Here is a 23,825-nt window from a genome sequence, read left to right as displayed (position 1 = left end):
ATCAGTCGTCCCGGCCGGCCCGCCACCCCCTGCGATGCCCCATGGGGATCACCGCGCGGGTGACCACCACGAGCAGCCCCAGCCCCATGCCGAGCCCGGCGACCAGCAGGGCCAGCCGGATCGCGTCGTGATCCACGGGCGGCGCCTGGGTCACGACGCCGGCCGGGAGCGGGCTGAGCGGAGGCGGCGCGACCACGGGGGCGTTGGCCGGCTCGAACGGCAGGATCGCGCTGACCGCGAGCATCGGGTTGACCATCCCCGCCTTCCCCCCGCTCGCGACGCCGTCGGCGGTGGTCACGATGCGCTTCAGGACCTGCGCCTGGTCCAGGGACGGGAAGCGGGCCCGTACGAGCGCGGCCACCCCGGCCACGTAGGGGGCGGCGTAACTGGTCCCCCTGAGGTCCTTGAAATAGGAGCGGCCCGGCCAGGTGGAGGTGACCCCCTGCCCGGGGCCGAGCACGGCGACGGGCGTCTTGACGTTGGAGAAGTCGGACAGGCGGCCGTTCGGCCCGGCCGCGCCCACCGCCAGCACCCCCTCGTACGAGGCGGGGTAGTCGGGGATGGGCGTGCCGTCCTCCTTCTTGATGTTGCCCGCCGCGGCCACGATCAGCGAGTCCTTGGCCAGCGCGTACGCCACGGCCTGCCGCAGCGCCGGCTGGTCGGACGTCGACACCGACACGTTGATGACCTTGGCGCCCACGTCGGCGGCCGACTTGATGGCCCGTACCAGCAGGTCGGGGTCGCCGTCCCGCTCGGCGTTGGTCTGCTTGTAGACCAGCAGCCTGGCCTCCGGCGCCATGCCGTAGAACGGCACGCCCTTGACGTGCCTGGCGCCGATGATGCCCGCCACCGCGGTCCCGTGCCCGACGCAGTCACGGATGCCGGTGCGGGTGAGATCGGCCTTGCCCGCCACGCGGAGCTGCGGATGGGTCAGGTCGACGCCGCTGTCGATGATCGCCACGGACACGCCCGCGCCGGTCGACAGCGACCAGACGCGCCTGGGGTCGAGCCGCTGCTGCGCCCACGACTCACCGACCTGCATGCTGCCTCGGGGCGGTTGACACTTCTCCGGCGCGATCGCGGGTGCGAGCGGGAGGTGCAGCCCCAGCAGGCCTGCCAGGAAGGCGTGACCGATCATGTCGGAACAGCCTAGTCCGGTCATCCGGAAGCCCCGGCCCGGACCGGGGCTTCGCGGGCGTCAGCGGGTGGCGGACTCGATGTTGCCCCGGTAGGTGTTGATGACGCGCGAGGCCTCGTTGAGCTCTTCGGACATGCGCTGGAAGGCGGTGCGGTAGTTCTGCCAGGCGCCCTGGAACTTCTGCGCTCCTGGGCCGGTCCAGGCAGTGCCGACCTTGGCCGCCTCGCGGTCCAGCGCCGCCACCGTGGCACGCACGGCCTCCGACTGCTGGGTGAACTGGGCGGCCATGGCCTGCATTTCTCCGGGATCGCCACCGAGCATGCTCTGACTCATGCGTACCTCCTGGATCGACGTGAAAGCGCCCTCACACTAAACGCGCCACTTGTCCATCGCCTGGGGTTATGCCGAGCGGCTATGGTCTTCCCGGCGCACGGGCCTGCCCTGGGCCGCTGAACCGCAGGCCAAAGCCAACACTTACACTCCGTGGAGTGCTCGCCGAGGAAGGACGGACGCCGGTGCAGAAGGTACTGATCGCCAACCGTGGAGAGATCGCCGTGCGGGTGGCCCGCGCGTGCCGGGACGCCGGCATCACCAGTGTGGCCGTCTACGCCGACCAGGATCTGGACTCCCTCCATGTCAGAGTGGCCGACGAGGCCTACTCCCTGGACGGACAGTCGCCCGCCGAGACCTACCTCGACATCCCCAAGCTGCTGCGGATCGCCGAGCGGTCCGGCGCGGACGCCGTGCACCCCGGCTACGGCTTCCTGGCGGAGAACGCCGGCTTCGCCCAGGCCGTCATCGACGCGGGCCTGACCTGGATCGGGCCGCCGCCGGCCGCCATCACCGCGCTCGGTGACAAGGTGCAGGCCAGGCACATCGCCCAGAAGGTGGGGGCGCCGCTGGTCGCGGGCACCAAGGACCCGGTCTCCGGAGCCGCCGAGGTGGTCGCCTTCGCCGAGGAGCACGGGCTGCCGATCGCCATCAAGGCGGCCTACGGCGGCGGCGGGCGCGGCATCAAGGTGGCGCGCACCCTCGACGAGGTCGCCGAGCTGTACGACTCGGCGGTGCGCGAGGCCGTGGCCGCCTTCGGCAGGGGCGAGTGCTTCGTGGAGCGCTATCTCGACCGGCCGCGCCATGTCGAGACCCAGTGCCTGGCCGACCGGTACGGCGACGTGGTCGTGGTCAGCACCCGCGACTGCTCGCTGCAGCGCCGCCACCAGAAGCTGGTGGAGGAGGCGCCCGCCCCGTTCCTGTCACGCGAGCAGCTCGACGCCCTCTACGACAGCTCCAAGGCGATCCTGCGCGAGGCCGGCTACGTCGGCGCGGGCACCTGCGAGTTCCTCGTCGGCCAGGACGGCACGATCTCCTTCCTGGAGGTCAACACCCGCCTGCAGGTCGAGCACCCGGTCTCGGAGGAGGTCACCGGGATCGACCTGGTGCGCGAGATGTTCCGGATCGCGGACGGCGAGGCGCTCGGCTACGGCGACCCGGAGGCGCGCGGCCACTCCATCGAGTTCCGGATCAACGCCGAGGACGCCGGCCGGGGTTTCCTGCCCGCGCCCGGCACGCTCACCGTGCTGCGGCCGCCGTCGGGCCCCGGCGTGCGGCTCGACGCCGGCTACGAAGCCGGGATGACGGTGCCGCAGACGTTCGACTCGCTGGTGGCCAAGCTGATCGTGACCGGCCGGACCCGGCGGGAGGCGCTGGAGCGCGCCCGCCGGGCGCTGGCCGAGTTCGAGATCGACGGCATGCCGACCGTGCTGCCGTTCCACCGCGCGGTCGTGTCGGACCCGGCCTACACTGCGGAGCCGTTCGCCATCCACACCCGGTGGATCGAGACCGAGTTCGACAACACCATCGAGCCGTACGCGGGCGACACGCAGGCGGCCGAGCCCGAGGCGCGCGAGCGGGTCACGGTCGAGGTGGGCGGCAAGCGCCTGGAGGTGGTGCTGCCGACGGGTCTGGGCACGGCGTCGGCTACGCCCTCGGCGAACAAACCCAGGCGCTCCCAGGGTGGTGGGAAGAAGACCGCCGCGAGCGGCGACTCGCTGGTCACCCCCATGCAGGGCACCATCGTCAAGGTCGTCGCGGGAGACGGTGACACGGTGGCCGAGGGCGACACCGTCGTGGTGCTGGAGGCCATGAAGATGGAGCAGCCACTGGCCGCCCACAAGTCGGGCACCATCACCGGGCTCAACGCGGCGGTCGGGCAGACCGTGACCTCCGGCGCGACGATCTGTGAGATCAAGGACGTTTGACACGCCCGTGTCAAACCAGATCGCCGGCGAAGGCTCCGCGGGCCGGTCAACGGCGGCGCTCCGATCTCCGACAGGCCACGCGCCTGGACGGCTCGGGGCGGGTAACGTGCGCAGTGAGGAACTTTGCCGACCGCCCGTTCGTCCTCATGGGCGAAGGAGGCTTGCTGCCAATGAGACATCCGCTGCGCCGAGCAGGGGCCGCAGTCGCGGCTCTGATCGCCGGTCTACTCGTCATCCTTGCGCTATCCCCTGCCGCCAACGCGGCGGCACCGCCGGACGCTCAATCCGTGGTGTCCTACTTTAAGGACAAAAAGGACCCTCTTTTTGTGGCGCCCGGCTCCACGTTGAGCTCGGACGATCAGTCGCAGATCCGGGATGCGCTCAAGGCATCCAAGAGCGATATCTATGTGGCCGCGCTGCCTGACGGCACGGTGACCGACCCCGCGACCTACGTCAAGAGCGTCGGCACCGAGCTGCAGAAGGCCAAGGCCGCCACGTCCGGCGGCCAGTGGACCCTGGTGGTGATGGACGGCCCGTCGATGTTCGCCGCGTCCAACTTCGGCCGCGCCGGCATGACCGACCAGCTCTCCAAGCTCGCCGTGCGCAACAACGACAACGTCGTGGCGGGCATGGACGACTTCATCCAGCGGGTCAACTACATGGCCGAGGGCAAGACCCGCTCCGCGCTCGACTCCGGCCCGGTGGGCGGCAGCGGTGGCGGCACCGGCGTCCTGGCGACGCTGGGCGTGCTCGCGCTGGCCGGCGGCGGCGGCTACTTCCTCTACTCCCGTAACCGGAAGAAGAAGCAGGCCATCCAGGACGCCAAGGACCTGGCCGCGGTCAAGCAGACCGTCGAGGAGGACGTCACCAAGTTCGGTGAGGAGATCACCGCGCTCGACACCGACGTCATGCTCGAAGGCGAGGGCGGCCAGCACATCGACGAGTGGCAGAAGGCTCTCGACGCCTACGAGAAGGCCAAGACGCAGCTCAACGCGGTCGAGCGGGCCGACCAGGTCCGCGAGGTGACCGGGACGCTGGAGGACGGCCGCTACTCGCTGGCCGTGGTGAAGGCCAAGGTCAACAAGCAGCCGGTGCCCGAGCGGCTCGCGCCCTGCTTCTTCAACCCGCAGCACGGCCCGTCGGTGCGCAACGTGCGCTGGGCGCCGCAGGGTGGCGTGGCGCGTGACGTGCCCGCCTGCTCGGCCGACGCCGAGGCCGTGGAGCGTGGCTTCGACCCGCAGATGCGCGAGGTCATGGTCAACGGCGAGCGCCGTCCTTACTACGACGCGGGACCCGCCTACCAGCCGTACGCCTACGGCTACTACGGCGGCTTCGGCGACATCATGACCGGCATGTTCATCGGCACGATGATGGGCCACATGATGGGCGGCATGATGATGGGCGGCATGATGGGCGGCTACGGCGGCGACATGGGCGGCGGCGGCGACTTCGGCGGCGGCGGCGACATGGGCGGCGGTGGCGACTTCGGCGGCGGTGGCGGCTGGGGCGACTTCGGTGGCGGCGACTTCGGTGGCGGCGACTGGTAGTCCCTTCTGACCCTTCGCACGATCAGGGCGTGTTCCTTCGGGAGCGCGCCCTTCGTCGTTTCGGCACCTGTCTCGGGGCAGGTCTCCCACCGTGGCTCACGATGCTCACCAAACTTCGAAATTACGTATTATCGGAAATATGAAGGTCATCACCCTCGCATCCGGACTGGTCACCGCCCTCCTCGCCCTGCTCATCGCCCCTGCCCCGCCCACGCTGGGCCCACGGACGACCGGCGACCCCGCTCTGGCCAAGCTGGTCCGGCAGGCGGCCGGGGAGCAGGGATACCGGGGCCTGTCGGTGGCCATGATCGGCGACGGCGGCATCACGCACGCGGGGGTCGGCGACACCGGCGGGCCCGATCCACGGCCCGTGGGGCCCGAGACGGCCTACGAGCTGGGCTCCATCGCCAAGGCGGCGACCGGGATGCTGCTGGCGGACCTGGCCGCCGACGGCCTGTCCCCCGACACCCAGCTCCGCGAGCTGCTGCCCGGGGTGCGGTTCTCCGACCCGGCCGTGGGCACGGTCACGCTCGCCGAGCTCTCCTCGCACCGCTCGGGCCTGCCCCGGCTGCGGCTGACGCCGATGACGTTCGCCCGGGCGTACGTCTCGACCCTCACCGGCGCCGACCCGTACGGCGCGCAGGGACCGCAGGCCGTGCTGGACGATCTGGCGGCCGTCAGCCTGCGGGACCGTGGCACGGTGAGCTACTCCAACCTCGGCGCGGCCGTGCTCGGCCTGGCGCTGGCGGAGCACGCGGGCACCGACTACGCGAGCCTGCTGCGCACGCGGATCCTCGCCCCGCTCGGCATGGACGCGACCGTGGTCCTGGCCCCGCAGGACCCGCTGCCCGCCGGGCACGCCGCCGGCCAGGACGAGAACGGCCGGCCCATGGATCCGTGGCGGGACCACGGCTCGGCGGGCGCGGGCGGCGCGGTCTGGTCCACCACCGGCGACATCGCCAAGCTGGTGCGGGCGGTCATGGAAGGCAGGGCTCCGGGCGCGGACGCGGCCACCCCGCGCTTCACCGAGAAGCCGGACCGCCGGATCGGCTACGGCTGGTTCACCACCAGGCACGGCGAGCGGGACATCACCTGGCACAACGGGGCGACCGGCGGGTTCAGCGCCTACGCCGCCTTCGACCGGGCGGCCGGGCGTGGCGTGGTGGTCATGGGCAACACCAGCAAGTCGGTCCAGCGCGTGGGCCTTCGCCTCCTGGGCGTCAGCACGCCCGGCGACGACGAACGGCCGCCGATCCAGGCGCTCGCGTTCGCCATCCTGTTCTCCTTCGCGGGCCTCGGCCTGCTCGTCTCGGCGTTCCGCAACCCCCGGCTGGACCGGCTGTCGGTGACGGGCCGGTTCCTGTGGGCGGCCCTGTTCCTCTGGCTGGCGCACGGGACCGGCGGCTGGTCGTTCGTCCCGCCGTTCGTCTGGGCCCTCGGCGCAGGCGTCCTGGCGGCGGGCACCGCCGCGGCGCTGACCCGCTGGCGTGCCATGCCGCTGAGCGGCGCACCCCTGACCTGGCGCTCCTGGCCGGGCCCGGCCCTCCCGGCCGTCCTCCTGATCGCCTTCGGCCTCGCCACGGCCCTGTGATCAGGTGCCGGCGCGCTGGACGAGGTGCGAAACGGGGCTCTGCGGTCAGGTGCTGGCGCGCAGGACGAGGTGCGGGGTGAGCAGGGTGGACATGGGGACGACCTTGCCGGCGAGCTTGTCCATGACCAGCCGGACGGCCTCGCGGCCGACCTCCTCCGCCGGGATGAGCACGGAGGTGAGCGGCGGGCTGGCCCGCTCGGCGACGTCGTCCGGGCAGATCGCGACGACGGCAACGTCCTGCGGCACCCGCCTGCCGAGCTGGCGCAGCGCGCTCAGGACATGGCCGACGGCGGCCTCGTTGTGCACGACCAGCCCGGAGAGCCCCGGCTGGTCACGCAGGAGATCGCCGACGGTTTCGTACACCTCGTCGAACGTCTCCTCGCACGGCAGCGCCACCCCGCTGACCCCGCTGCCGGCCAGCGCGGCGACGAACCCCTCCCTGGTACGGCGGGCGAAGCCGGTGCCGCGCTCGTAGACCACCGCGGGCGCGCCCAGCAGCGCGATCGTGTCGTGGCCGCGCTCGGCCAGGTGCGCGACGCACTGCGCGCCGGAGGCGGCGAAGTCGAGGTCGACGCAGGTGAGCCCGGCGGTCTCGGCGGGGAAGCCGATGAGCACGCTGGGCTTGGCCAGGTCGCGCAGCAGCGGCACCCTGCGGTCGTCGAGCTCGACGTCCATGAGGACGAACGCGTCGACGAGCGCACTGGCGGCCACCCGCCTGATCCCGTCGGTGCCCTCGTCGGCGGTCAGCAGGAGCACGTCGTGGTCGTAGGTGCGGGCGGCGGTGACCACCGCGCTGGCGAAGCGCATCAGCACCGGTACGTGCATGCCCGCGCGCAGCGGCAGCACCAGCGCGATCACGTTGGAGCGCTTGCTGGCCAGCGCTCGCGCGCCCGCGTGCGGGTGGTAGCCGAGCGTGCTGATGCTGTCGAGCACCCGCCGCCGGGTGTCGGCGGAGATGGTCCGCTTGCCGCTGAGCACGTAGGAGACGGTGCTGACCGCCACACCCGCGTGCCTGGCCACCTCCGTGATGGTGACCGAGCGCCCGGTCAAGCGCCGGGTCCGAGGTCGAGCTGGGTCAGCGTCACGCCTTCATTCTCGAACACGACATAGAGATCGTGCACCCCCGGCTCCCCCGCCAGGCGAGCGGTTAGGGCCCGCAGGTCGTAGCGGCCGGTGCGCGGCACCGGGAAGGTCACCAGCGCGCGGCCGTGGAGCGGGTCGCCGAGCCGGAGCGTGATCATCCCGCCGTCGGCGCCGCCCGCCACCACCCGGCAGGAGGCCGCGCCGGTGAGGTCGACCTGCCGGAACAGGATCCACGCACCCTCGGCCTCGGCGCGCACGGCCTCGCCGCACTCGCGGTCGGCGTCGACGAACGCGACCGCGTCGTACTCGTCGTGGTCCACCGCGCGCAGCAGGCCCGCGCGGGGCGGGATGGTCTCCCCCGCCACCTCGAAACCGGCACTGAGCCGCAGGTCGGCAGCGCTGCGGCCGACCATGAGCCGGTGCGGGGCACTTTCCACGACGAACCTGCTCCTGGTCACGTCCCAGAAGGCCAGCTCGCTCACCGGCAGGGTGAGGCGCGCGGTGCCGCTCTGGCCGGGCGCGAGCCGCAGCCGGTCGAAGCCGCGCAGCCGGCGCAGCGGCTGCTTGACCCGCGAGCGCCGCTGGTGCGTGTAGAACTGCACGACCTCGGCGCCTTCGCGGGTCCCGGTGTTGGTGACGGTGACCTCGGCGGTGAGCTCGCCGCCCGAGAGCCGGACGCGCAGGTCCGCGTAGCCGAAGGTGGTGTAGCTGAGCCCGTGGCCGAAGGGGTGGCGCGGGGTACCGCGGAAGTACAGGTAGGTGGCGTCGGCGGTGATGATGTCGTAGTCCAGCAGGTCGGGCAGCTCCTCGGCGGCGCGGTACCACGTCTGGGTGAGCCGCCCCTGCGGGTCGGCGTCGCCGAACAGCACCTCCGCCAGCGCGTGCCCGTACTCCTGCCCGCCGTGCGCGGACCACAGCACGGCCGGCGGGCCGATGCTCGTCCAGGTGAGCGGGTATCCGCTGCTGACCACCATGACGGTACGGGGGTTCGCGGCGTGCACGGCCTTGACCACGGCGTCCTGGGCGGGGGCGAGCGCCAGGGTGCTGCGGTCCTCGGTCTCGCGGCCGTTGACCAGCGGGTGGTCGCCCACCACCACGATCGCCACGTCGGCGGTGGCGGCGAGCTCGGCGGCCTGCTCGGCGCCGTTCCTGACGACGTCCATGACCAGCCGGAGCGCCTGGTCGGCGTCGTCGACCAGGCGGAGCGTGCCGTCGTCGCCCGTGCCGACGTAGCGGCCGGTGTGCAGGTGGCGCAGGGCGAGCGAGCCGCGCGGCCGCTCCTCCAGGCGGAAGGTCTGGCGCACCTCCCAGCCGCTGGGTCCCGGCTGGTCGTTGACCACGATCCCGTCGGCGACGGAGACGAAGCGGCCGGTGGCCACGGCACGCAGCGCGTAGGCGCCGCCGCCCCAGTCGAAGACGTCGAACATGTCGGCCGCCGCCGAGCCCAGGCTGAGCGGCCCGCCGGCCGGATCGGCGGTGACCGGCCCGGCGTCGGCGGTCAGCGTGACCCGGTCCACGCCCTCGCAGAACACGGTCTCGCACCGCTCAGCCAGCCCCCTGCGGGCGGTGACGGCGTACGGGAGCGTGCCGCTGTACCAGTCCTCCATGAGCGTGTCGCCGAGCTGGCCGATCACCGCGAGCCGGGCCACCTCCCCCAGGGGTAACAGCCCGTCGTTGGCCAGCAGCACGAACGACTGCCGGGCTGCCCGCCTGGCCAGGTCCTGGTGTTCGGGGCAGTTGACCACCTCTTCGGTGACGTGGTCGTACGGCGTGGCGGGATCGAACTCACCGAGCCGGAACCTGACGGACAGCGCGTGGCGCACGGCGGTGTCCAGGTCGTCCTCGGTGAGCAGCCCGCGGCGCAGCGCCTCGCGCAGGTGGCCGAGGGTGGCCTCGGCGCGGTCGTCGTCCTGGGTGAAGCTGTCGAGCCCGGCCTTGACGGCGTGCGCGTACGCCTCGGCGGGGGTGTCGTGGTAGGCCTGCACCTCGACGAGGTTGGCCGGGGCGTAGGCGTCGCTGACCACCAGGAGGTCGTCGGGCGCCCAGCCGCGCAGCACCTCGTTGATCAGCGGACTGAGGTGCGCCGGGCGGCCGTTGACGAGGTTGTAGGAGGGCATGACCGCGACGGCGGCGCCTTGCTCGATGGCGGGCCTGAAGGCGGGCAGCTCGTATTCGTGCAGCACCCGTGGCGGCACGTTGCTGGAGGTCGCGCAGCGGTCGGTCTCGTTGTTGTAGGCGAGGAAGTGCTTGAGGGTGGGCGCGGTCCGGAGGACGTGAGGGTCGCTGCCGCGCAGCCCGGAGGCGTACGCGGTCGCCATCAGCCCCGTCAGCCAGGGATCCTCGGAGTAGCCCTCCTCGTTGCGGCCCCATCGCGGGTCGCGTAACGGGTTGACGACCGGGGCCCACACGTTGCGGCCGACGCCGGTCGGGTCCTTGTGGTGAAAGACCAGCACCTCCTCGCCGGTGGCTTCGCCCACCTGGCGCACCAGGTCCGGGTCCCAGGTCGAGGCCAGGCCGATGGCCTGCGGGAACACGGTGGCGGGGCCCTGCCAGGCCAGTCCGTGCAGCGCCTCGGTGCCGGTGCGGAAGGGGCCGAGGCCGAGCCGTTCCACGGGTGCCTGGTACTGGTGGAGGAGGCCGACCTTCTCCTCCAGGGTGAGCCTGCTCGACAGGTCGGCGATCCGGGCGAGGAGGGGGGTCTCGGGGTCGCGGAAGGGTTCGTGCATGGCCATCCCTTGGGGTGTCGAAGCGCTTCGATGACCGGGCCGGGGCGTAACGGAGAAGTTTCGATAGGTTTCAAGAAGGGTGCACGCCGCGGCGAACCTGGGTCAAGAGGTTCCGCCGGGCAATCTGCCCGAATCGACGGAGTCGAGCACCATGGCCGCGCCACCGAGCGCGGGCGCGTCGTACCCGAGGGTCGAGGCGACGACCTCGCACCCGCCGGACTCCGGCGCGATGGCCCGATCGGCCACCTCCGCCCGCACCGGGGGCAGCAGCCACGGGGCGAGCGGGACGTAGTAGCCGCCGAGGATCACCACCTCGGGGTTGAGCAGGTTGGCGATGACGGACACGCCCCTGCCCAGGTGCGTGCCGACGGCGGCGAGGGTGGCCAGGGTGGCCTCGTCCCCCGCGCGGGCGGAGCGCACCACCTCCTCGATCTCCACCTCGATCTCGGCCGGTGAGGGGTCCCTGCGGCGCAGCACGGCGCCGATGCCGGCCATCGCCTCCAGACAGCCGCGCCTGCCGCACCGGCACTCGGGGCCGTCCGCGTCGAGTTGGACGTGGCCGATCTCGCCGCTGTAGCCGAGGCCGCCCCTGCGCAGCCGCCCGTCGAGGATGACGCCCGCGCCGACACCCATCTCGCCGGTGAGATAGACCAGGTCGCCGGCCCCGGAGTGGGCGCCGAAGCGCTGCTCGGCCAGCGCTCCGAGGTTGGCGTCGTTGTCGACCTGGATGGTGAAGCCGGGGTCGCGCAGCGCCTTGGCCAGGTCGCCGGCGAGGTCGGCGTCGTGCCAGCCGAGGTTGGGCGCGATGCGCACGGTGCCCGCCACGTCCACCAGGGCGGGCAGGGCGACGGTGAGGCCGAGGACCTGCCGGTCCTGTTTGATCATGCGGTTGACCACCCGCCGGATGATCGCGGCCACGGCGGCCACGCCCTGGTTGACCGGCACGCCGGCGCTGAAGGAGCGACGCCAGGTCAGCAGCCGCTCCCCGGCCAGGTCGGTGGCGACGGCGCAGACGTAGTCGACGTTGATCTCGACGCCGATCGCGACGTAGGAGGAGCCGTCGAGGACCAGCATGGTGGCCGGGCGGCCCACCCGGTTCTCCGTCAGGCCCGTCTCACGCACCATCCGGCGGTCGATGAGGTCGGCGATCAGGCTGGAGACCGTCGCCTTGTTCAGCCCGGTCGAGGAGGCGATGTCCGCTCGGGAACACGGCGCGTGCTCCCGCACGAACCTCAGCACGACCGCCAGGTTGGTGGCCCGGACGTCCGCGAAGTCGGCCGGCTGAGGGCCGGTCGTGGATGTGATCAAGATTCGCCCCGTTCCCACCGAGAAGTGACCCCAGCATGCCGTATTCCGAGCTGGTCAGCCGGTCAGGGTGAGATCTTTGAGGCGGATGTCACCCTTGAAGACCACGTACAGGTCCCCCTTTCCCGGCTTGATCGTCGCGGTGGTGGTGGTCCAGTCGTAGACGCCGCCTGTGGCCGGGGCCTGGGCGGTGCCGAGGAGGGCGCCCTTGGGGGAGCCGCGGCGCAGTTCGAGGGCGCCGCCCGTGACCGAGGCCACCCCGGCGGTCAGGCGGGCGCCGTGGACGGTGTCGGTGAAGGAGATCCAGTCGCCGTCGGATCCGGCCACCACGTCGCCGCTGACCTTGGTCTCGTCGGCGAAGGTCACGCCCGAGTAGGCGTCGAAGTTCATCGCCCTGGTGGTCTTGGTGAGGTCCCTGGGCGGGATCTTCTCCCCGTCGACCCGCAGCGTGGCGCGCTGCCGGATCCGGTCGGAGGAGGAGCCCACCAGGATGTCGTGGGTGGCCGGCTCGACCGCCCAGGTCTCCCTGGTGTGGTCCCACACGGCCAGGTCGGACCGCTTGAGCGGGAACGTCACGGTCGTGCTCGCGCCGGGGTCCAGCGTGACCCGCTGGAAGCCGCGCAGCTGCTGGACCGGCTGCTGGAAGCGGGAGCGACGCTGGTGGGTGTAGAGCTGGACGACCTCCTCGCCCCTGGCCCCTCCGGTGTTGGTGACCTTGACGCTGACCTGCTCGCCGCGCACCCGCAGGCCCTGGTAGCCGAAGGTGGTGTAGCTGAGGCCGTGGCCGAACGGGAAGAGCTCACGCCCCTGGTGGTACAGGTACGTCATCCCGGTTTTGGCCAGGTCGTAGTCCAGGATGCTGGGCAGTCTGTCGTCGGCGGCGTACCACGTCTGGGTGAGCCGCCCGGCCGGGTTGACGTCGCCGAAGAGCACGTCGGCGAGGGCGTGTCCGGTCTCGGCGCCCGCGTGCGTGGTCCACAGCAGCGTCGGGGCGTCCACGATGACGGGATAGCTGGTCTCCAGCACCACGACGGTCTTCGGGTTGGCCTTGCGCACGGCCTCGATCAGCCGCCGCTGCCCGTCGCCGAGCCGCAGGTCAGGACGGTCTTGGAACTCCCGGCCTGCGACCCACGGGTGGCTGCCCACCACCACGACCGCGATCTCCGCCTTGCGGGCCCGCTCGGCCGCCGCGGCGATGCCGTCGAAGACGACCTCCTTGGCGAAGCGGGCCGCCTGCGCCTTCGGGGCCAGGCCGAGCGTGCCGTCGGCGGTCACGGTGACGTACGGGTCGGGCAGGCCGTACCAGCTCTCCACGTTCTCGAAGCCGGCGTAACGGATGAGGTGGGAGCCGTCGGACTGGCGTTCCAGAGCGAACTGCTGCTGGACGTACCAGCCGTTGGGGTCGGCGTCGTCGGTGTCCAGGGAGCGCCAGTCGCCGCCGAGCAGTTTGCCGTTGCCGGCGTTGCGCAGCGTGGAGATGCCGCTGACCCAGTCGGTCAGGTCCCACTGCGAGGCAGCCGTGGGGGTGGTGTCGGTGAGGGCGGCGTTGTCGTCCGGGCCGGTGCCGGTGGCGGTGACGTACTTGCCGGACTCGATGTGCTTGAGCGCGACGCGCTCCAGCCCCTCGCCGGTGGTGACGCCGGGCACGCGCTCCTTGACGCCGGCGAGCGGGGTGATCTGGTACGGCATGACGCCGCCGTACCAGTCGCTGTAGAGCTTGTCCGACAGCGGGCCCAGCACGGCCGCGGACTTCGGCGACCTCAGCGGGAGCACGCCGGAGTTCTTCAGCAGCACCGCCGCCTTGCCCGCCGTCTCGCGGTTGAGCCGCTGGTGCACGGGGCTGTTGATCACGTCGGCGGTGATCTTCTTGTACGGCCCGCCGTCGGGGTCGAAGTGACCCAGGCGGAAGCGGATGGACAGCGCGTGGCCGACGCCCTTGTCCACGTCGGCCTCGGTGAGCAGGCCGCGGTCCAGGGCGGCGGTGAGGTTCGCGACCAGCGGGCCGTGGTCGCTGCCGTCGATGGTGAAGCTGTCCTGGCCGGACTTGAGCACGGCGGCGAACGCCTCGGGCTTGTCGTCGAAGTATTTCTCCAGGTCGGTGAGCGCGTGCGGGCCCCAGGCGTCGCTGACGTTGTAGAGCGTCCTGTCCGTCCACGACCTGACGACCTCGTTCAGGTCGGGGTTGACGTGGTTGGGGCGGCCGTTGACCAGGTTGTAGGAGGCCATCACGCCGGTCGCCGCGTTCGCCGAGATGGCCGATTTGAACGCCTGCTGGTAGTACTCGTGCTTGAGCTTCGGCGTCAGGTTGGCCGAGGTCAGGCTGCGGTCGACCTCGTTGTTGTAGGCCAGGTAGTGCTTCAGGACGGGGGCCGTCTTCAGGTAGAACGGGTCGTCGCCCTGCAGCCCCTTGCCGTACGCCGTGGCGATGGCGCCGGTCAGCAGCGGGTCCTCGGCGTAGCCCTCCTCGTTGCGGCCCGCTCGCGGGTCGCGCAGCGGGTCGACCACGGGCGCCCAGACCTGCAGGCCCCACAGGACGGGGTCGAGGGCGTTGTGGCCGCGCGTCTCGTCACCGACGGCCGCGCCGACCCGCTTGATCAGCTCGGGGTCCCAGGTGCTGGCCAGGCCGAGAGCCTGCGGGAAGACGGTCGCCGTGGCGAGCTTCTGGTTCCAGTTGTCGTCGAGGTCGTTGGACCAGGCGACGCCGTGCAGGGCCTCGGTGCCGTTCTTGTGGTACGGGATGCCGAGCCGGGGGATGGCGTCCTGCGACTGGTGCAGCAGCCCCAGCTTCTCCGGCAGCGTGAGCCGGCCCAGCAGGTCGTTCACCCGCTGCTCCAGCGGCAGGGCCGGGTCGCGGAACGGCAGGTCGTCGGCGGCCCTGGCGGGGGCGGCGACCATCGAGCCCGCCAGGGTGAGCACCAGAAGTAACGGGAAATGTCGGCGCATGGGGGGTCTCCTCGGGATCACTTCACGGCTCCGACCGTGATGCCACGGGTGAGCGTGCGCTGGAAGATCAGGAAGAAGGCGACCGCCGGCACGATCCCCAGCAGGGCCGAGGCGCTGGACATGGTGGCGTCCATGTACCTCTCCCCTTGCAGGATGCCCAGGGCGACCGGCACGGTCTGGTTGTCGTTGGAGATCAGGAAGATCAACGGCAGGAAGAACTCGTTCCAGGTCCAGATGAAGAAGAAGATCAGCAGGACGCTCAGCGTCGGCCTGCTGATCGGCACCACGACCCGGATCAGCGAGCGGAACCGCCCGGCCCCGTCGATCGCCGCGGCCTCCAGGATCTCCTTCGGGAACTGGCCCAGCACGGCGCTGAGCAGGTAGGTCCCGAACGCCGCCTGGATCACCGTGAAGATGATGATCATCGACAGCTTGGTGTCGTACAGCCCGAACTCCTTGGCCAGGTAGTAGAGCGGGTAGGCCAGCGCCTCCTGCGGCAGCGTGTTGGCCACCAGGAACAACACCAGGATCGACAGCCTGCCCCGCACCCGGCCGATGCCGAGGGCGTAGGCGTTGAGCACCGACAGCACCACGGCCAGCACCGCGACCGAGCCGCTGATCAGCAGGCTGTTCCAGAGCTTCTGGCCGAAGTCGACCCGCTGCCAGAAGTCGATGATGCCCTGCACGTAGAGCCCGTCGGGCAGGCTCAGCGGACCCGCCGAGCTGTACTCGGCGGGCGACTTCACGGCGTTGATCGCCACGATGACGAACGGGAACATCATCACGACCGCCAGCACGGTCAGCGCCGCCAGCACGGCCCAGCGTCCGGGCCCCCTCACCGCTCACGCTCCTGCAGGCGCAGGAACAGGAAGGTGACCACGATGATGATCACGGCCAGCACGGTGGCGATGGCGGAGCCGTACCCCACGTTGCTCTTCTGGAAGAAGTTCAGATAGGAGAAGTACGACGGCACCATCGTGGCGTTTCCTGGCCCGCCGCGGGTCAGCACGAAGATCGGGCCGAACACCTTCAGCGCGGCGATCGTGCAGGTCAGCAGCACCACGAAGATCTCCGGCCGGATCTGCGGGATGGTGATGTGCCAGACCCGGCGCCACCAGGAGGCCCCGTCGAGCTCGGCCGCCTCGTAGAAGGCCGGATCCACCCGCTGCAGCCCTGCCATGAAGATCACCACCGGATAGCCGAGCTGGAACCAGACCATCACCGCCATCACCGTGGCCAGCGCCAGATCCGGGTCGCCGAGCCAGTCGAGGTCCAGGCCCAGCGCCCGGTTGATCGCGCCGTACGAGGGATGCAGCAGCCAGCCCCACACGACGCCCGCCACCGCCACCGGCAGCACCTGCGGCAGGTAGTACATGGCGCGCAGCGCACTGGCCGTGCGCGGGCCGAACCGCTTGCCGATGAAGTCGAACAGAGCGGCCGCCAGCAGCAGACCGAACGCCGCCGGCACGATCGCCATGGCCACGATGAGCGCCACGTTGTTCTGGAACGACAGCCAGAAGCGCTCGTCCGCCAGCAGCCGGGTGTAGTTGTCCAGGCCGATCCACCTGGGCGTGCCCACCCCCGACCAGCGGGTGAAGCTCACGCCCAGGTTCATCAGGAACGGCACCACGATGACGCCCAGGAACAGGATCAGGCTGGGCACCAGATAGGGCCAGTAGCCCTTGGTGCGGTTGTTCATCTAGTTGCCGAGGTCCGCGAGGTTGTCCTCGTACGGCTTGGCGATCTCGTCCAGCACCTGGTCGGGCGTCTTGCTGCCGTTGATGAGGTTCTGCGTGCCCGCGACCAGCACGTCGTAGTAGCCGGGGGCGGGCCAGTCGGGGTAGAACGCCAGCCCGTCCTGGGCCGTCAGCTTGTTGAAGGTCTCGATGAGCTCCTTGCTCTTGGCGTCCGTGATCGCCGCCGGGTCGGCCGCGACCGGCACGCCGCCGGAGTTGCCGAGCAGGTTCTGGATGTCCTTGGTCATCGTGAGGTCGATGAAGTCGTAGGCCAGGTCCTTGTTCTCGGACTTCTCCGGGACGACCCAGAGGTTGCCGCTGGAGCCGGGGGCCATGGTGGTGCCGGGGAACAGGAAGTGTCCCCACTCGAACGAGGTGGCCTCCTCGACGACCCTGCCGTACCACCAGCTTCCGCTGATCATGACGGGGAACTCGCCCTTCATGAACGCCACGCCCATGTCCTCGGCCTTGAGCCCGGAGGACTTCTTGTCGAGGTAGCCCTTGCTCACCCAGTCGGCGAAGGTCCGCGTGCCGTAGGTGAACTCGGGGCCGTGGAAGTCGACCTTGCCGTTGTAGATCTGGTAGGCGTCCACCCACGGCCGCTGCACCTTGGACAGCGCGAGCTGATAGACGATCTGCTGGGCCGGGTACTCGGCCCCGGCGGAGGCGATCGGCGTCACCCCGGCCTTGACGAAGGTGTCCAGCGCGGCCGTGAACTCCTCGAAGGTGGTGGGCACCTCGACCTTGTGCTTCTTGAACAGGTCCTTGTTGTAGTAGACCATCACGAACTCGCCGTAGTTGGGCAGGCCGTACCACTTGCCGGATCCCATGACGCCGCGGTCGTCGTACTTCGCGGTGGTCGCCAGGCCGCCCGGCAGCAGCTTGTCCCAGCCGCGCTTGGTCACCTCCGCGCTGAGGTCGGCGATCAGGCCCTGCTTGGACAGCAGGCCAGCGGTGGCGTTGCCCTTGTTGTACTCCATGAGGTCGGGGGCCTCGTCGGAGTTGAGCACCATGCTCGCCGTCTTCTGGATCTGCTCGAAGCCCTTCGCCTCGAACTCGACCCGCACGCCGGGATGCGCGGCCTCGAACTTCTTGATCGCCTCGGCCCACGCCTTGCCCATGGCGCTGTCGGCGCCCTCGTAGTGCCAGAGTTTGAGCACCCGGGCCTCGCCGCTCTTGGGGGCCTCCGCGCCGGAGCCGCAGGCCGTCAGGGCGAGCAGCACGGCCGCCAGTGCCGCCATTTTCCTGATCATGATTCCTCCTGAATGATGACGGCCCGGCCGGGAGCACCCGCCACCGGGGCGAACTCGACGGCGGCGACCCGTTTCCGCCCGGTGACGGCCACGCGGAGCGTGTCACCGTCCCGGGTGGCCACGACGACGGTCTCGCCGTCGGTGTCGTGGATCCGCATCCGCCGGTCGCCGCCCCCGAAGGCGACCAGCGTGATCCGGTCCGGCGTGCTCACGGTGTCGCCGGGCCCAGTGTCATCGGGCTCGGTGCCAGCGGACTCGGTGCCAGCGGACTCGGTGTCAGCGGACTCGGTGACCGGGATGAGCGCGCCGTACCGGACGAACAGCGGGATCTGCTCCAGCGGTTTGCTGACGGTGATGTACCGGGAGCCGCTGTGCACCTCGCCCGTCCAGTAGTCCACCCACTCCCCCGCCGGCAGGTAGACCGCCCGGGTGCCCTCGGGCGAGATCATCGGCGCCACCAGCAGGTCACGGCCGAGCAGATACTCCAGGTCGGCCTGCCAGGCGACCGGGTCCTGCGGGTGGTCCACGCAGAGCGCGCGCATCATCGGCGCGCCGGTCCTGGCGGCCTCGACGGCCGCCGAGTAGATGTACGGCATCAGCCGGTATCGCAGCTTCAGCGCCGCCACCACCTGCTCTTCGACGGCCGGGAACTCCCACGGCTCCCGGCTGGTGGTGCCGTGCAGGCGCAGCAGCGGCGACAGCGCGCCGAACTGGGTCCAGCGGACGAACAGGTCGTCGGTGGGCCTGCCGGTGAACCCCCCGGCGTCGTGGCTCCAGAACGGCACGCCGGACAGGCCGTGCGCCAGCCCGCCCCGGATGGTGCTGCCCATGGCCGCGTAGCTGGTGAAGGTGTCGCCGCCCCATTGGGCGCTGTGCCGCTGACCGCCCAGGAAGGACGAGCGCGCCCAGACCAGACTGTGGCCGTGCACCTCGCGGGTGACGGCGGCGACGGCGTCGTTGAAGAGCAGGGTGTAGACGTTGTGCAGGTCCGTGCCGGTCATACCGTCGAAGGCGACCGCGTCGTGCGGCACTCCCTCGGCGAAGTCGGTCTTGAAGGCCTGCACCCCCTGCTGGAGGAGGGTCCGGAGCAGGCCCTGGTACCAGCGGGCGGCGTCCGGGTTGGTGAAGTCGACGATGCCGCAGCGCGGGTGGGAGCTGTGCCAGGTGTCGGCCACGTACACCCCACCATCCCGATTTTTCAGGAAATATCCGGCGTCGGCGGCCTCGGTGAACACCGGGCTCAGGTGGGAGATGTACGGGTTCATCCAGAGGCAGACCTTGAACCCCATCCCGTCGAGCTCGTCGAGCATCGCCTCGGGCTCGGGAAAGTTGACCGGATCCCACCGCAGGTCCGACCAGTGGTCCTTGCTCTGCCAGTAGGTGTCCAGATGCAGCACGTCACACGGGATGCCGCGCTCCCTGATCGTGCGTGCCCTGGCCAACACCCGCTCCTGGCTGTCCACGCAGAACCCGGAGGAGATCCAGGTGCCGAACGCCCACTTCGGCGGCAGCTCAGGCCGGCAGGTCAGCCCGTCGAACCGGTCCAGCACCTCCGGCGGCGTCGGTCCGGCGATCACGTAGTAGTCCAGCACGTCGTCGGGCACCACGATCTGCACGACACTGTGCGTCGACTGGCACACGTCGAACTCGGTCGGCGCCCCGCTGTCGACCAAGATCCCGTAGCCCTTGCTCGACAGGTAGAAGGGCACGTTCTTGTACGCGCGCTGCGACTCGGCGCCGAACGCGTCGAAGTTCCACATGATCGGCCGCTGCCCCCGCTTGTCCAGCGGCGTGAACGACTCACCGAAACCGGTGAACGCCTCATCGGGGGCGGCGGCGAAGCTCTCGTGGAAGGCCACCGCCGCGCCACCGGCCACCGACCTGCCGAACGGCAGCGTACGCAGGCGCCCGCTGATGTCGGTGTGCCCGCGATCCTGCTCGACCAGCGTGGCACCGGAGGCGTCGGTGAAGCGCAGCTGCCACGGCGCGAGTTGGATCTCGGCCCGCAGGGAGCCCGCGTCGACCACGATCGGCTCCCCGGGCACCACCTCGGCCCGCGCCCCCCGGTACGTGCCAGGGGTCACCAGCCGGATCGCCCGCTCCGACCGGGGCCTGGCGTCCGCGTTCTCGCTCAGCCGGACCCGGATCACCCCCTCACCGGCCACCCCGATCTGCACGACCAGGGTCTCCTCCGCCGTGGTCACGGCCTTGAGCATGACTCCGGCCGCGTCGACGGCCACCAGCTCGGCGGCGGTCAGCGCGGACAACCCACCCTCACCATGCGCACGAACCGGCAGCTCAGGCGGATCGGCGACGAAGTACTCGTGCGCCACCAGCGGGGGGCGATAGGGCATGGACGCTCCTTAGCGGGACGGCGCAAACTTGAGAATTAGTTTGGCGTCCATACCAACAAACGTCAACGCTTCAGCTGCACTGACCGGTTCGCCGCTCCAAGACGCTGACCGTACGCCGCTCAAAGGCAAGGTCCTCGCCGGAAACCCGCTACGCGCGAAGGCAGCTCGGGCTCCCCCAGCGGGGGGCCAAGCCCCCCCGCACCCCCTGGCAGGGGGCCGCCGGCCCCCTGCACCCCCGAGCGGAAGGCGAGCGCCGCTGGGTCAGATGCTTCGGGCAGGAAGAGAGGAAAAGGCGTGCTAGCGCCGCCGATCAAGGTCGGCTGCGGAGACCCGCCGGCCGGCCGGTGCCGTGATTGCCCTGGTTGGCGAGAACGGCGCGGGGAGAACAGAAGTGCGGTGGTCACGCCAAGGAGTCGAACTCACCGGCCCTGACGCCGCCGAGGAACGCCTTCCATTCGGCGAGGGTGAAGGCCAGCTTGGCGCCGTTCGGGTCCTTACTGTCGCGTACGGCGACCACCCCGGGCAGATTGGTAGCAACTTCGACGCACTGACCACCGCTGTCTCCCGAATGGGATGACTTGCGCCATACGGCAGCGCTCAGGTCCATTCGAGTCTCGCTTTCTCGATCATTTGGAGGGATACGTGCTCAAGGTAAGAGCCGGATCGCCTCGTAGCGGTTCCACATCGCAGTCACGGTATCGAGATCTGTGGTGACTTGTCCCTCCGCGGAGGATTCCGCATGAATGGCATCCGGCTGCCCGCCCGGAAGCTCGGCGATAGTAAAGGCACCCATTAGACCGGTGAGGCAGTCCTGGCTGACTACCTGGAGGGAAACGGTCGGCACCTGAACGACCTCCAGCAAGTAGTGGAGTTGGTCGCGCATCAGTTCGACTCCGCCGACCTTGCGGCGCAGCACGCCCGCGTCGATGAGCACGAGAACGAGCGGAGGGTTATCTCGGTCGAGGATCCTCTTGCGATGCATGCGGGCCTGGACGCGCTCCTCCACCTCGGCAGAGGTGATCTGCGGGGCCTGCTGAAGAGGTGCCGGGCGTATACCTCTGTCTGAAGGAGGCCAGGGATCAGGAGGGGGTCCCAGGAGCGGAGGATGCGGGCGGTGGGCTCGATCTCCTCGACCCAGCCGCGGAACCAGAGCGGGCCGCCGGGCTGGGTGACAGTGCGCTGGAAGAGCCGAGTGAAGGAGACGCCATCGGACGGGCCGAAGAGCCGGTCCAGCCGTTCGGCATCGGACTTCGACGGGGTCCGGGTCGCCTTTTCCAGGCGGCTCACCTGGGTCTGGGTGCAGCCGAGGCGTGCCGCCACCGCGGCCTGCGAGAGCTGCGCCGCCTCCCGCAGGCGGCGTAGCTCGGCGCCGAAGCGCACCCTCGGGGATCTGGGGTCGAGAGACGGCACAACGTCCATTGAATTTCCTCCCGAATTAGACAAATTAGCTCGATATTCGATTCGTCATGCCGCATCCAGGCCAGGACAGGCCAGGACAGGCCAGGGAGTGTCATGACCCCTGCTGTTTCGGACTGTTGAACCACTCGCCGACCTAATAATGGAAAGGCAGTCAAGGCGCGAACCTTCCGTTTCGTGAATCGCCGAGAAAGGCATGGTTCCACTTTCTCAGCGGCTCGAAAAACGACCGCAGAAGGCGTGGCGGCATCCTCCTCCGCCTTTGGTCGCGGTCGCGGAGAAATCCCCGGAGGGCGGGAACGTCGAGGACTGCGGCCGGGAGGCCGGGGTCTCCACGATGGAGGCGATCAATGACAGCGGGCGAGCAGTACGAGAGGGTCGTTCACCTGGTTCGACTGGGCTGGGATCTGCGAGGTCTGGGCGTCTGCGCCTCACTGGTCCTTCCGTCGGGCGGGCAGCCGATCCTGGAGATCAAGCGGGCGGCCGGCGGCCCGATCCGGATCACAGTCATCCGGCGCCGTTGCGGCTGGGTCTTCACCTGGCGGCCGTGGTGGGCGACGTTGTGGCGGCGGGACAGATGGGTGGTCGCCCACGCCGACAACGCCGCAGACATCATTCTGGCGGAGGTGTCCCCATGAAGGCCTGTGAGCCGATCCGTGGTCGTACCGGCACCTGGCTGCGGGAGTTCCCCGGAGCGGAGAGGTCCGTAACCGAGGCCCGGGAGTGGGCACGCGGCCTGCTGGGAGAGCGAATAGCCGCTCCTGTCCTCGACGATGTGGTGCTGCTGCTCAGCGAGTGGTCACCAATGCGGTCGCGCATTCGGACTCGGGACGCGCGAAGGACGGTCGGGTGACAGTGCGGATGGCCTGCGAGGCCGGAGGCGTCCGCGTGGAGGTGTGCGACGGTGGATCGACCACCAGCTCGCCAGCGGTGCGCGTGCCGAGTGCCGACGACGACGGCGGACGCGGCCTCTGGCTGGTGGACCTGCTCGCTACCGCATGGGGCGCGCATCCGGACACGACCGGCGGATCGGTCTGGTTCCGGGTGGCCGGGCGCGTGTGAAGGACTGCCGCGGTGGTCCCGCGCTGATGTACGGGTATGCGCGGCCGCCGTCCAGGAGTGAAAAGGCGTGGGGATTCGTGTCGGTGACTACTGCCGAGCCGGCGTGTCCGCCAGGAGGCCGGCGTCCGTCGTACGCTGAGTCGCGTACCAGACGGACAGGAGGCTGAGGTGGCAGGGACGACGCAGGCCGGGACGACGGTCGCCGAGGTGATGGCCGAGCTGGCCGACCTCGCGGACCCGAAGATCCGCGAGGTGAACGAGAGGCACGGCGACGATCACGGTGTGAACCTCGGCAAGCTGCGCGCGCTCGCGAAGCGGCTGAAGACGCAGCAGGAGCTCGCGTACCGGCTCTGGGAGACCGATGACACCGCGGCGAGACTGCTGGCCCTCCTGATCTGCCGGCCGAAGGCGTTCGGGCGGGACGAACTGGACGTCATGCTGCGCGAGGCGCGCGCACCCAAGGTGCACGACTGGCTCGTGAACTACGTGGTGAAGAAGAACCCGCACGCCGAAGAGCTCCGCCTGGCCTGGTCCGCCGATCCGGATCCCGTGGTCGCGAGCGCCGGCTGGGCGCTGACCACCGAACGCGTGACGAAGAAGCCCGAGATCCTCGATCTCACCGGGCTGCTCGACGTCATCGAGGCGGAGATGAAGGACGCCCCGGATCGCCTGCAGTGGGCGATGAACCACTGCCTGGCCCAGATCGGCATCGACCACGCCGAGCACCGCACCCGGGCCATCGACATCGGTGAGCGCCTGGAGGTGCTCAAGGACTATCCCACTTCTCCAGGCTGTACGTCCCCGTTCGCCCCGGTCTGGATCACCGAGATAGTGCGCCGGCAAGGCGATTAGACGGTGAATCCGCATGCCTGGCAGGTTGTCGATCAGCTCGGAGTGGACGAGCCGCCAGTCCACGCCGATGCCATCACGCGATGTTCATCACGCGATGTTCATCACGCGATGGCCAGGACGAGAGAGGCGATGGCAAGCCCCAAGAAGGTGCCGGGAAACATGATCTTGGAGAACGCGCGGGCGCGTACGTGCGCGGCGATGGCTCCGATGAAGAACAGGACGAGCCCGAACGCGGCGGCGATGCCGATGAACCGATCACCGAAGATCCCGAGCAGGAGCCCAGCGGCTCCGGCGGCTTTGAGCGCTCCGAGCAAGGGGAGCCAGGACGGCGGGAGATCCAGTTCAGCCGCGTTGCCGAGGACGAACTTGGCCTTCGCGAAGTCGGCGCCGGCGGCCCAGGCGTTGGCCGCGATCGTGAGGACGGTGACGATCACATAGGCGCTGAACATTCACATCCCCCTTCAGCGGAGCAGGCATGCTGTCTCCTCGTCGAGCGTGAGCATCGGCGAACCGCGGCTCGCTTGCTGGATCAAGCCTTGCCGAGCCCCTTCCTCGGAGTCC

The 23,825-nt window shown here is 70.2% G+C and carries 19 protein-coding genes and 1 pseudogene; 6 read left to right on the top strand and 14 right to left on the bottom strand.

Annotated features, from left to right (window positions below):
- Position 1: 1 nt before the first annotated feature.
- Entirely contained in the window at positions 2-1,138 is a 1,137-nt protein-coding gene (locus tag IEY87_RS42195) for a S8 family serine peptidase (RefSeq protein WP_189144512.1), read from the bottom strand.
- Between the two features lie 60 nt (positions 1,139-1,198).
- The gene (locus IEY87_RS42190) at positions 1,199-1,471 is read right to left on the bottom strand and encodes a WXG100 family type VII secretion target (RefSeq protein WP_189144511.1); all 273 of its coding nucleotides are present in this window, start codon (positions 1,469-1,471) and stop codon (positions 1,199-1,201) included.
- Between the two features lie 182 nt (positions 1,472-1,653).
- On the opposite strand from IEY87_RS42190, the gene IEY87_RS42185 reads away from it, so the two are divergent.
- The 3 genes from IEY87_RS42185 (at position 1,654) to IEY87_RS42175 (ending at position 6,534) form a co-directional block, all read left to right on the top strand.
- Complete coding sequence (locus tag IEY87_RS42185; protein WP_189144510.1) at positions 1,654-3,396, top strand: acetyl/propionyl/methylcrotonyl-CoA carboxylase subunit alpha; 1,743 nt, start codon at positions 1,654-1,656, stop codon at positions 3,394-3,396.
- 407 nt (positions 3,397-3,803) lie between these two features.
- Positions 3,804-4,943 (top strand): hypothetical protein, encoded by a 1,140-nt coding sequence (locus IEY87_RS42180; RefSeq protein ID WP_225278186.1) that lies wholly within the window; start codon positions 3,804-3,806, stop codon positions 4,941-4,943.
- A 139-nt stretch (positions 4,944-5,082) separates the two neighbouring features.
- Positions 5,083-6,534 (top strand): serine hydrolase domain-containing protein, encoded by a 1,452-nt coding sequence (locus IEY87_RS42175; RefSeq protein WP_189144509.1) that lies wholly within the window; start codon positions 5,083-5,085, stop codon positions 6,532-6,534.
- Between the two features lie 45 nt (positions 6,535-6,579).
- Here the strand turns inward: IEY87_RS42175 and IEY87_RS42170 are convergent, their stop codons facing one another.
- The 11 genes and pseudogenes from IEY87_RS42170 to IEY87_RS47370 form a co-directional block, all read right to left on the bottom strand.
- Positions 6,580-7,584, bottom strand: a complete 1,005-nt coding sequence (locus IEY87_RS42170; protein WP_189144508.1) for a LacI family DNA-binding transcriptional regulator — start codon at positions 7,582-7,584, stop codon at positions 6,580-6,582.
- Entirely contained in the window at positions 7,581-10,343 is a 2,763-nt protein-coding gene (locus IEY87_RS42165) for a glycoside hydrolase family 3 protein (RefSeq protein ID WP_189144507.1), read from the bottom strand. The genes IEY87_RS42170 and IEY87_RS42165 overlap by 4 nt, the downstream gene beginning before the upstream one ends.
- Before the next feature lie 102 nt (positions 10,344-10,445).
- Positions 10,446-11,651: an ROK family transcriptional regulator gene (locus IEY87_RS42160; RefSeq protein WP_189144506.1), complete on the bottom strand. Its 1,206-nt coding sequence runs from the start codon at positions 11,649-11,651 to the stop codon at positions 10,446-10,448.
- Positions 11,652-11,705: 54 nt separating this feature from the next.
- Positions 11,706-14,591 (bottom strand): glycoside hydrolase family 3 protein, encoded by a 2,886-nt coding sequence (locus IEY87_RS42155; RefSeq protein WP_189144505.1) that lies wholly within the window; start codon positions 14,589-14,591, stop codon positions 11,706-11,708.
- Positions 14,592-14,608: 17 nt separating this feature from the next.
- Positions 14,609-15,430: a carbohydrate ABC transporter permease gene (locus tag IEY87_RS42150; protein WP_225278185.1), complete on the bottom strand. Its 822-nt coding sequence runs from the start codon at positions 15,428-15,430 to the stop codon at positions 14,609-14,611.
- Positions 15,427-16,290, bottom strand: coding sequence for a carbohydrate ABC transporter permease (locus IEY87_RS42145; protein WP_189144504.1), 864 nt, complete (start codon positions 16,288-16,290; stop codon positions 15,427-15,429). Before IEY87_RS42145 ends, IEY87_RS42150 begins: the two co-directional genes overlap by 4 nt.
- Complete coding sequence (locus IEY87_RS42140; RefSeq protein WP_189144503.1) at positions 16,291-17,580, bottom strand: ABC transporter substrate-binding protein; 1,290 nt, start codon at positions 17,578-17,580, stop codon at positions 16,291-16,293.
- On the bottom strand, positions 17,577-19,934 hold the full coding sequence (locus IEY87_RS42135) for a TIM-barrel domain-containing protein (RefSeq protein ID WP_189144502.1): 2,358 nt from the start codon (positions 19,932-19,934) through the stop codon (positions 17,577-17,579). Before IEY87_RS42135 ends, IEY87_RS42140 begins: the two co-directional genes overlap by 4 nt.
- 400 nt (positions 19,935-20,334) lie before the next feature.
- Positions 20,335-20,541 carry a DUF397 domain-containing protein gene (locus IEY87_RS42130; RefSeq protein ID WP_189144501.1) on the bottom strand — a complete coding sequence of 69 codons (207 nt, stop codon included), beginning with the start codon at positions 20,539-20,541 and terminating at the stop codon, positions 20,335-20,337.
- A gap of 39 nt (positions 20,542-20,580) precedes the next feature.
- Positions 20,581-20,955, bottom strand: coding sequence for a DUF5753 domain-containing protein (locus IEY87_RS46895; RefSeq protein ID WP_268241374.1), 375 nt, complete (start codon positions 20,953-20,955; stop codon positions 20,581-20,583).
- A gap of 23 nt (positions 20,956-20,978) precedes the next feature.
- Positions 20,979-21,353 (bottom strand): annotated as a pseudogene (locus IEY87_RS47370) (helix-turn-helix transcriptional regulator); the annotation flags it as partial.
- A 347-nt stretch (positions 21,354-21,700) separates the two neighbouring features.
- On the opposite strand from IEY87_RS47370, the gene IEY87_RS42115 reads away from it, so the two are divergent.
- The 3 genes from IEY87_RS42115 (at position 21,701) to IEY87_RS42105 (ending at position 23,264) form a co-directional block, all read left to right on the top strand.
- Positions 21,701-21,988 carry a hypothetical protein gene (locus IEY87_RS42115; RefSeq protein WP_189144498.1) on the top strand — a complete coding sequence of 96 codons (288 nt, stop codon included), beginning with the start codon at positions 21,701-21,703 and terminating at the stop codon, positions 21,986-21,988.
- A gap of 85 nt (positions 21,989-22,073) precedes the next feature.
- Complete coding sequence (locus IEY87_RS42110; protein WP_225278184.1) at positions 22,074-22,412, top strand: ATP-binding protein; 339 nt, start codon at positions 22,074-22,076, stop codon at positions 22,410-22,412.
- Positions 22,413-22,622: 210 nt separating this feature from the next.
- Positions 22,623-23,264, top strand: a complete 642-nt coding sequence (locus tag IEY87_RS42105) for a DNA alkylation repair protein (RefSeq protein WP_225278196.1) — start codon at positions 22,623-22,625, stop codon at positions 23,262-23,264.
- 101 nt (positions 23,265-23,365) lie between these two features.
- On the opposite strand, the gene IEY87_RS42100 is transcribed toward IEY87_RS42105, so the two are convergent.
- Complete coding sequence (locus tag IEY87_RS42100; RefSeq protein ID WP_189144495.1) at positions 23,366-23,713, bottom strand: DoxX family protein; 348 nt, start codon at positions 23,711-23,713, stop codon at positions 23,366-23,368.
- Positions 23,714-23,825: the final 112 nt, after the last annotated feature.

It is taken from the genome of Nonomuraea glycinis (assembly GCF_014646515.1).
GTDB lineage: Bacteria > Actinomycetota > Actinomycetes > Streptosporangiales > Streptosporangiaceae > Nonomuraea > Nonomuraea glycinis.
This window is presented reverse-complemented; position numbering and strand designations above follow the sequence as displayed.

What these genes read in the sequence shown, in the direction of transcription:
- IEY87_RS42195 (WP_189144512.1), bottom strand. Translation starts at nt 1,138, where the DNA reads ATGATCGGTCACGCCTTCCTGGCAGGCCTGCTGGGGCTGCACCTCCCG.
- IEY87_RS42190 (WP_189144511.1), bottom strand. Translation starts at nt 1,471, where the DNA reads ATGAGTCAGAGCATGCTCGGTGGCGATCCCGGAGAAATGCAGGCCATG.
- IEY87_RS42175 (WP_189144509.1), top strand. Translation starts at nt 5,083, where the DNA reads ATGAAGGTCATCACCCTCGCATCCGGACTGGTCACCGCCCTCCTCGCC.
- IEY87_RS42165 (WP_189144507.1), bottom strand. Translation starts at nt 10,343, where the DNA reads ATGCACGAACCCTTCCGCGACCCCGAGACCCCCCTCCTCGCCCGGATC.
- IEY87_RS42155 (WP_189144505.1), bottom strand. Translation starts at nt 14,591, where the DNA reads ATGCGCCGACATTTCCCGTTACTTCTGGTGCTCACCCTGGCGGGCTCG.
- IEY87_RS42145 (WP_189144504.1), bottom strand. Translation starts at nt 16,290, where the DNA reads ATGAACAACCGCACCAAGGGCTACTGGCCCTATCTGGTGCCCAGCCTG.
- IEY87_RS42140 (WP_189144503.1), bottom strand. Translation starts at nt 17,580, where the DNA reads ATGATCAGGAAAATGGCGGCACTGGCGGCCGTGCTGCTCGCCCTGACG.
- IEY87_RS42135 (WP_189144502.1), bottom strand. Translation starts at nt 19,934, where the DNA reads ATGCCCTATCGCCCCCCGCTGGTGGCGCACGAGTACTTCGTCGCCGAT.
- IEY87_RS42130 (WP_189144501.1), bottom strand. Translation starts at nt 20,541, where the DNA reads ATGGACCTGAGCGCTGCCGTATGGCGCAAGTCATCCCATTCGGGAGAC.
- IEY87_RS42115 (WP_189144498.1), top strand. Translation starts at nt 21,701, where the DNA reads ATGACAGCGGGCGAGCAGTACGAGAGGGTCGTTCACCTGGTTCGACTG.
- IEY87_RS42105 (WP_225278196.1), top strand. Translation starts at nt 22,623, where the DNA reads ATGGCCGAGCTGGCCGACCTCGCGGACCCGAAGATCCGCGAGGTGAAC.
- IEY87_RS42100 (WP_189144495.1), bottom strand. Translation starts at nt 23,713, where the DNA reads ATGTTCAGCGCCTATGTGATCGTCACCGTCCTCACGATCGCGGCCAAC.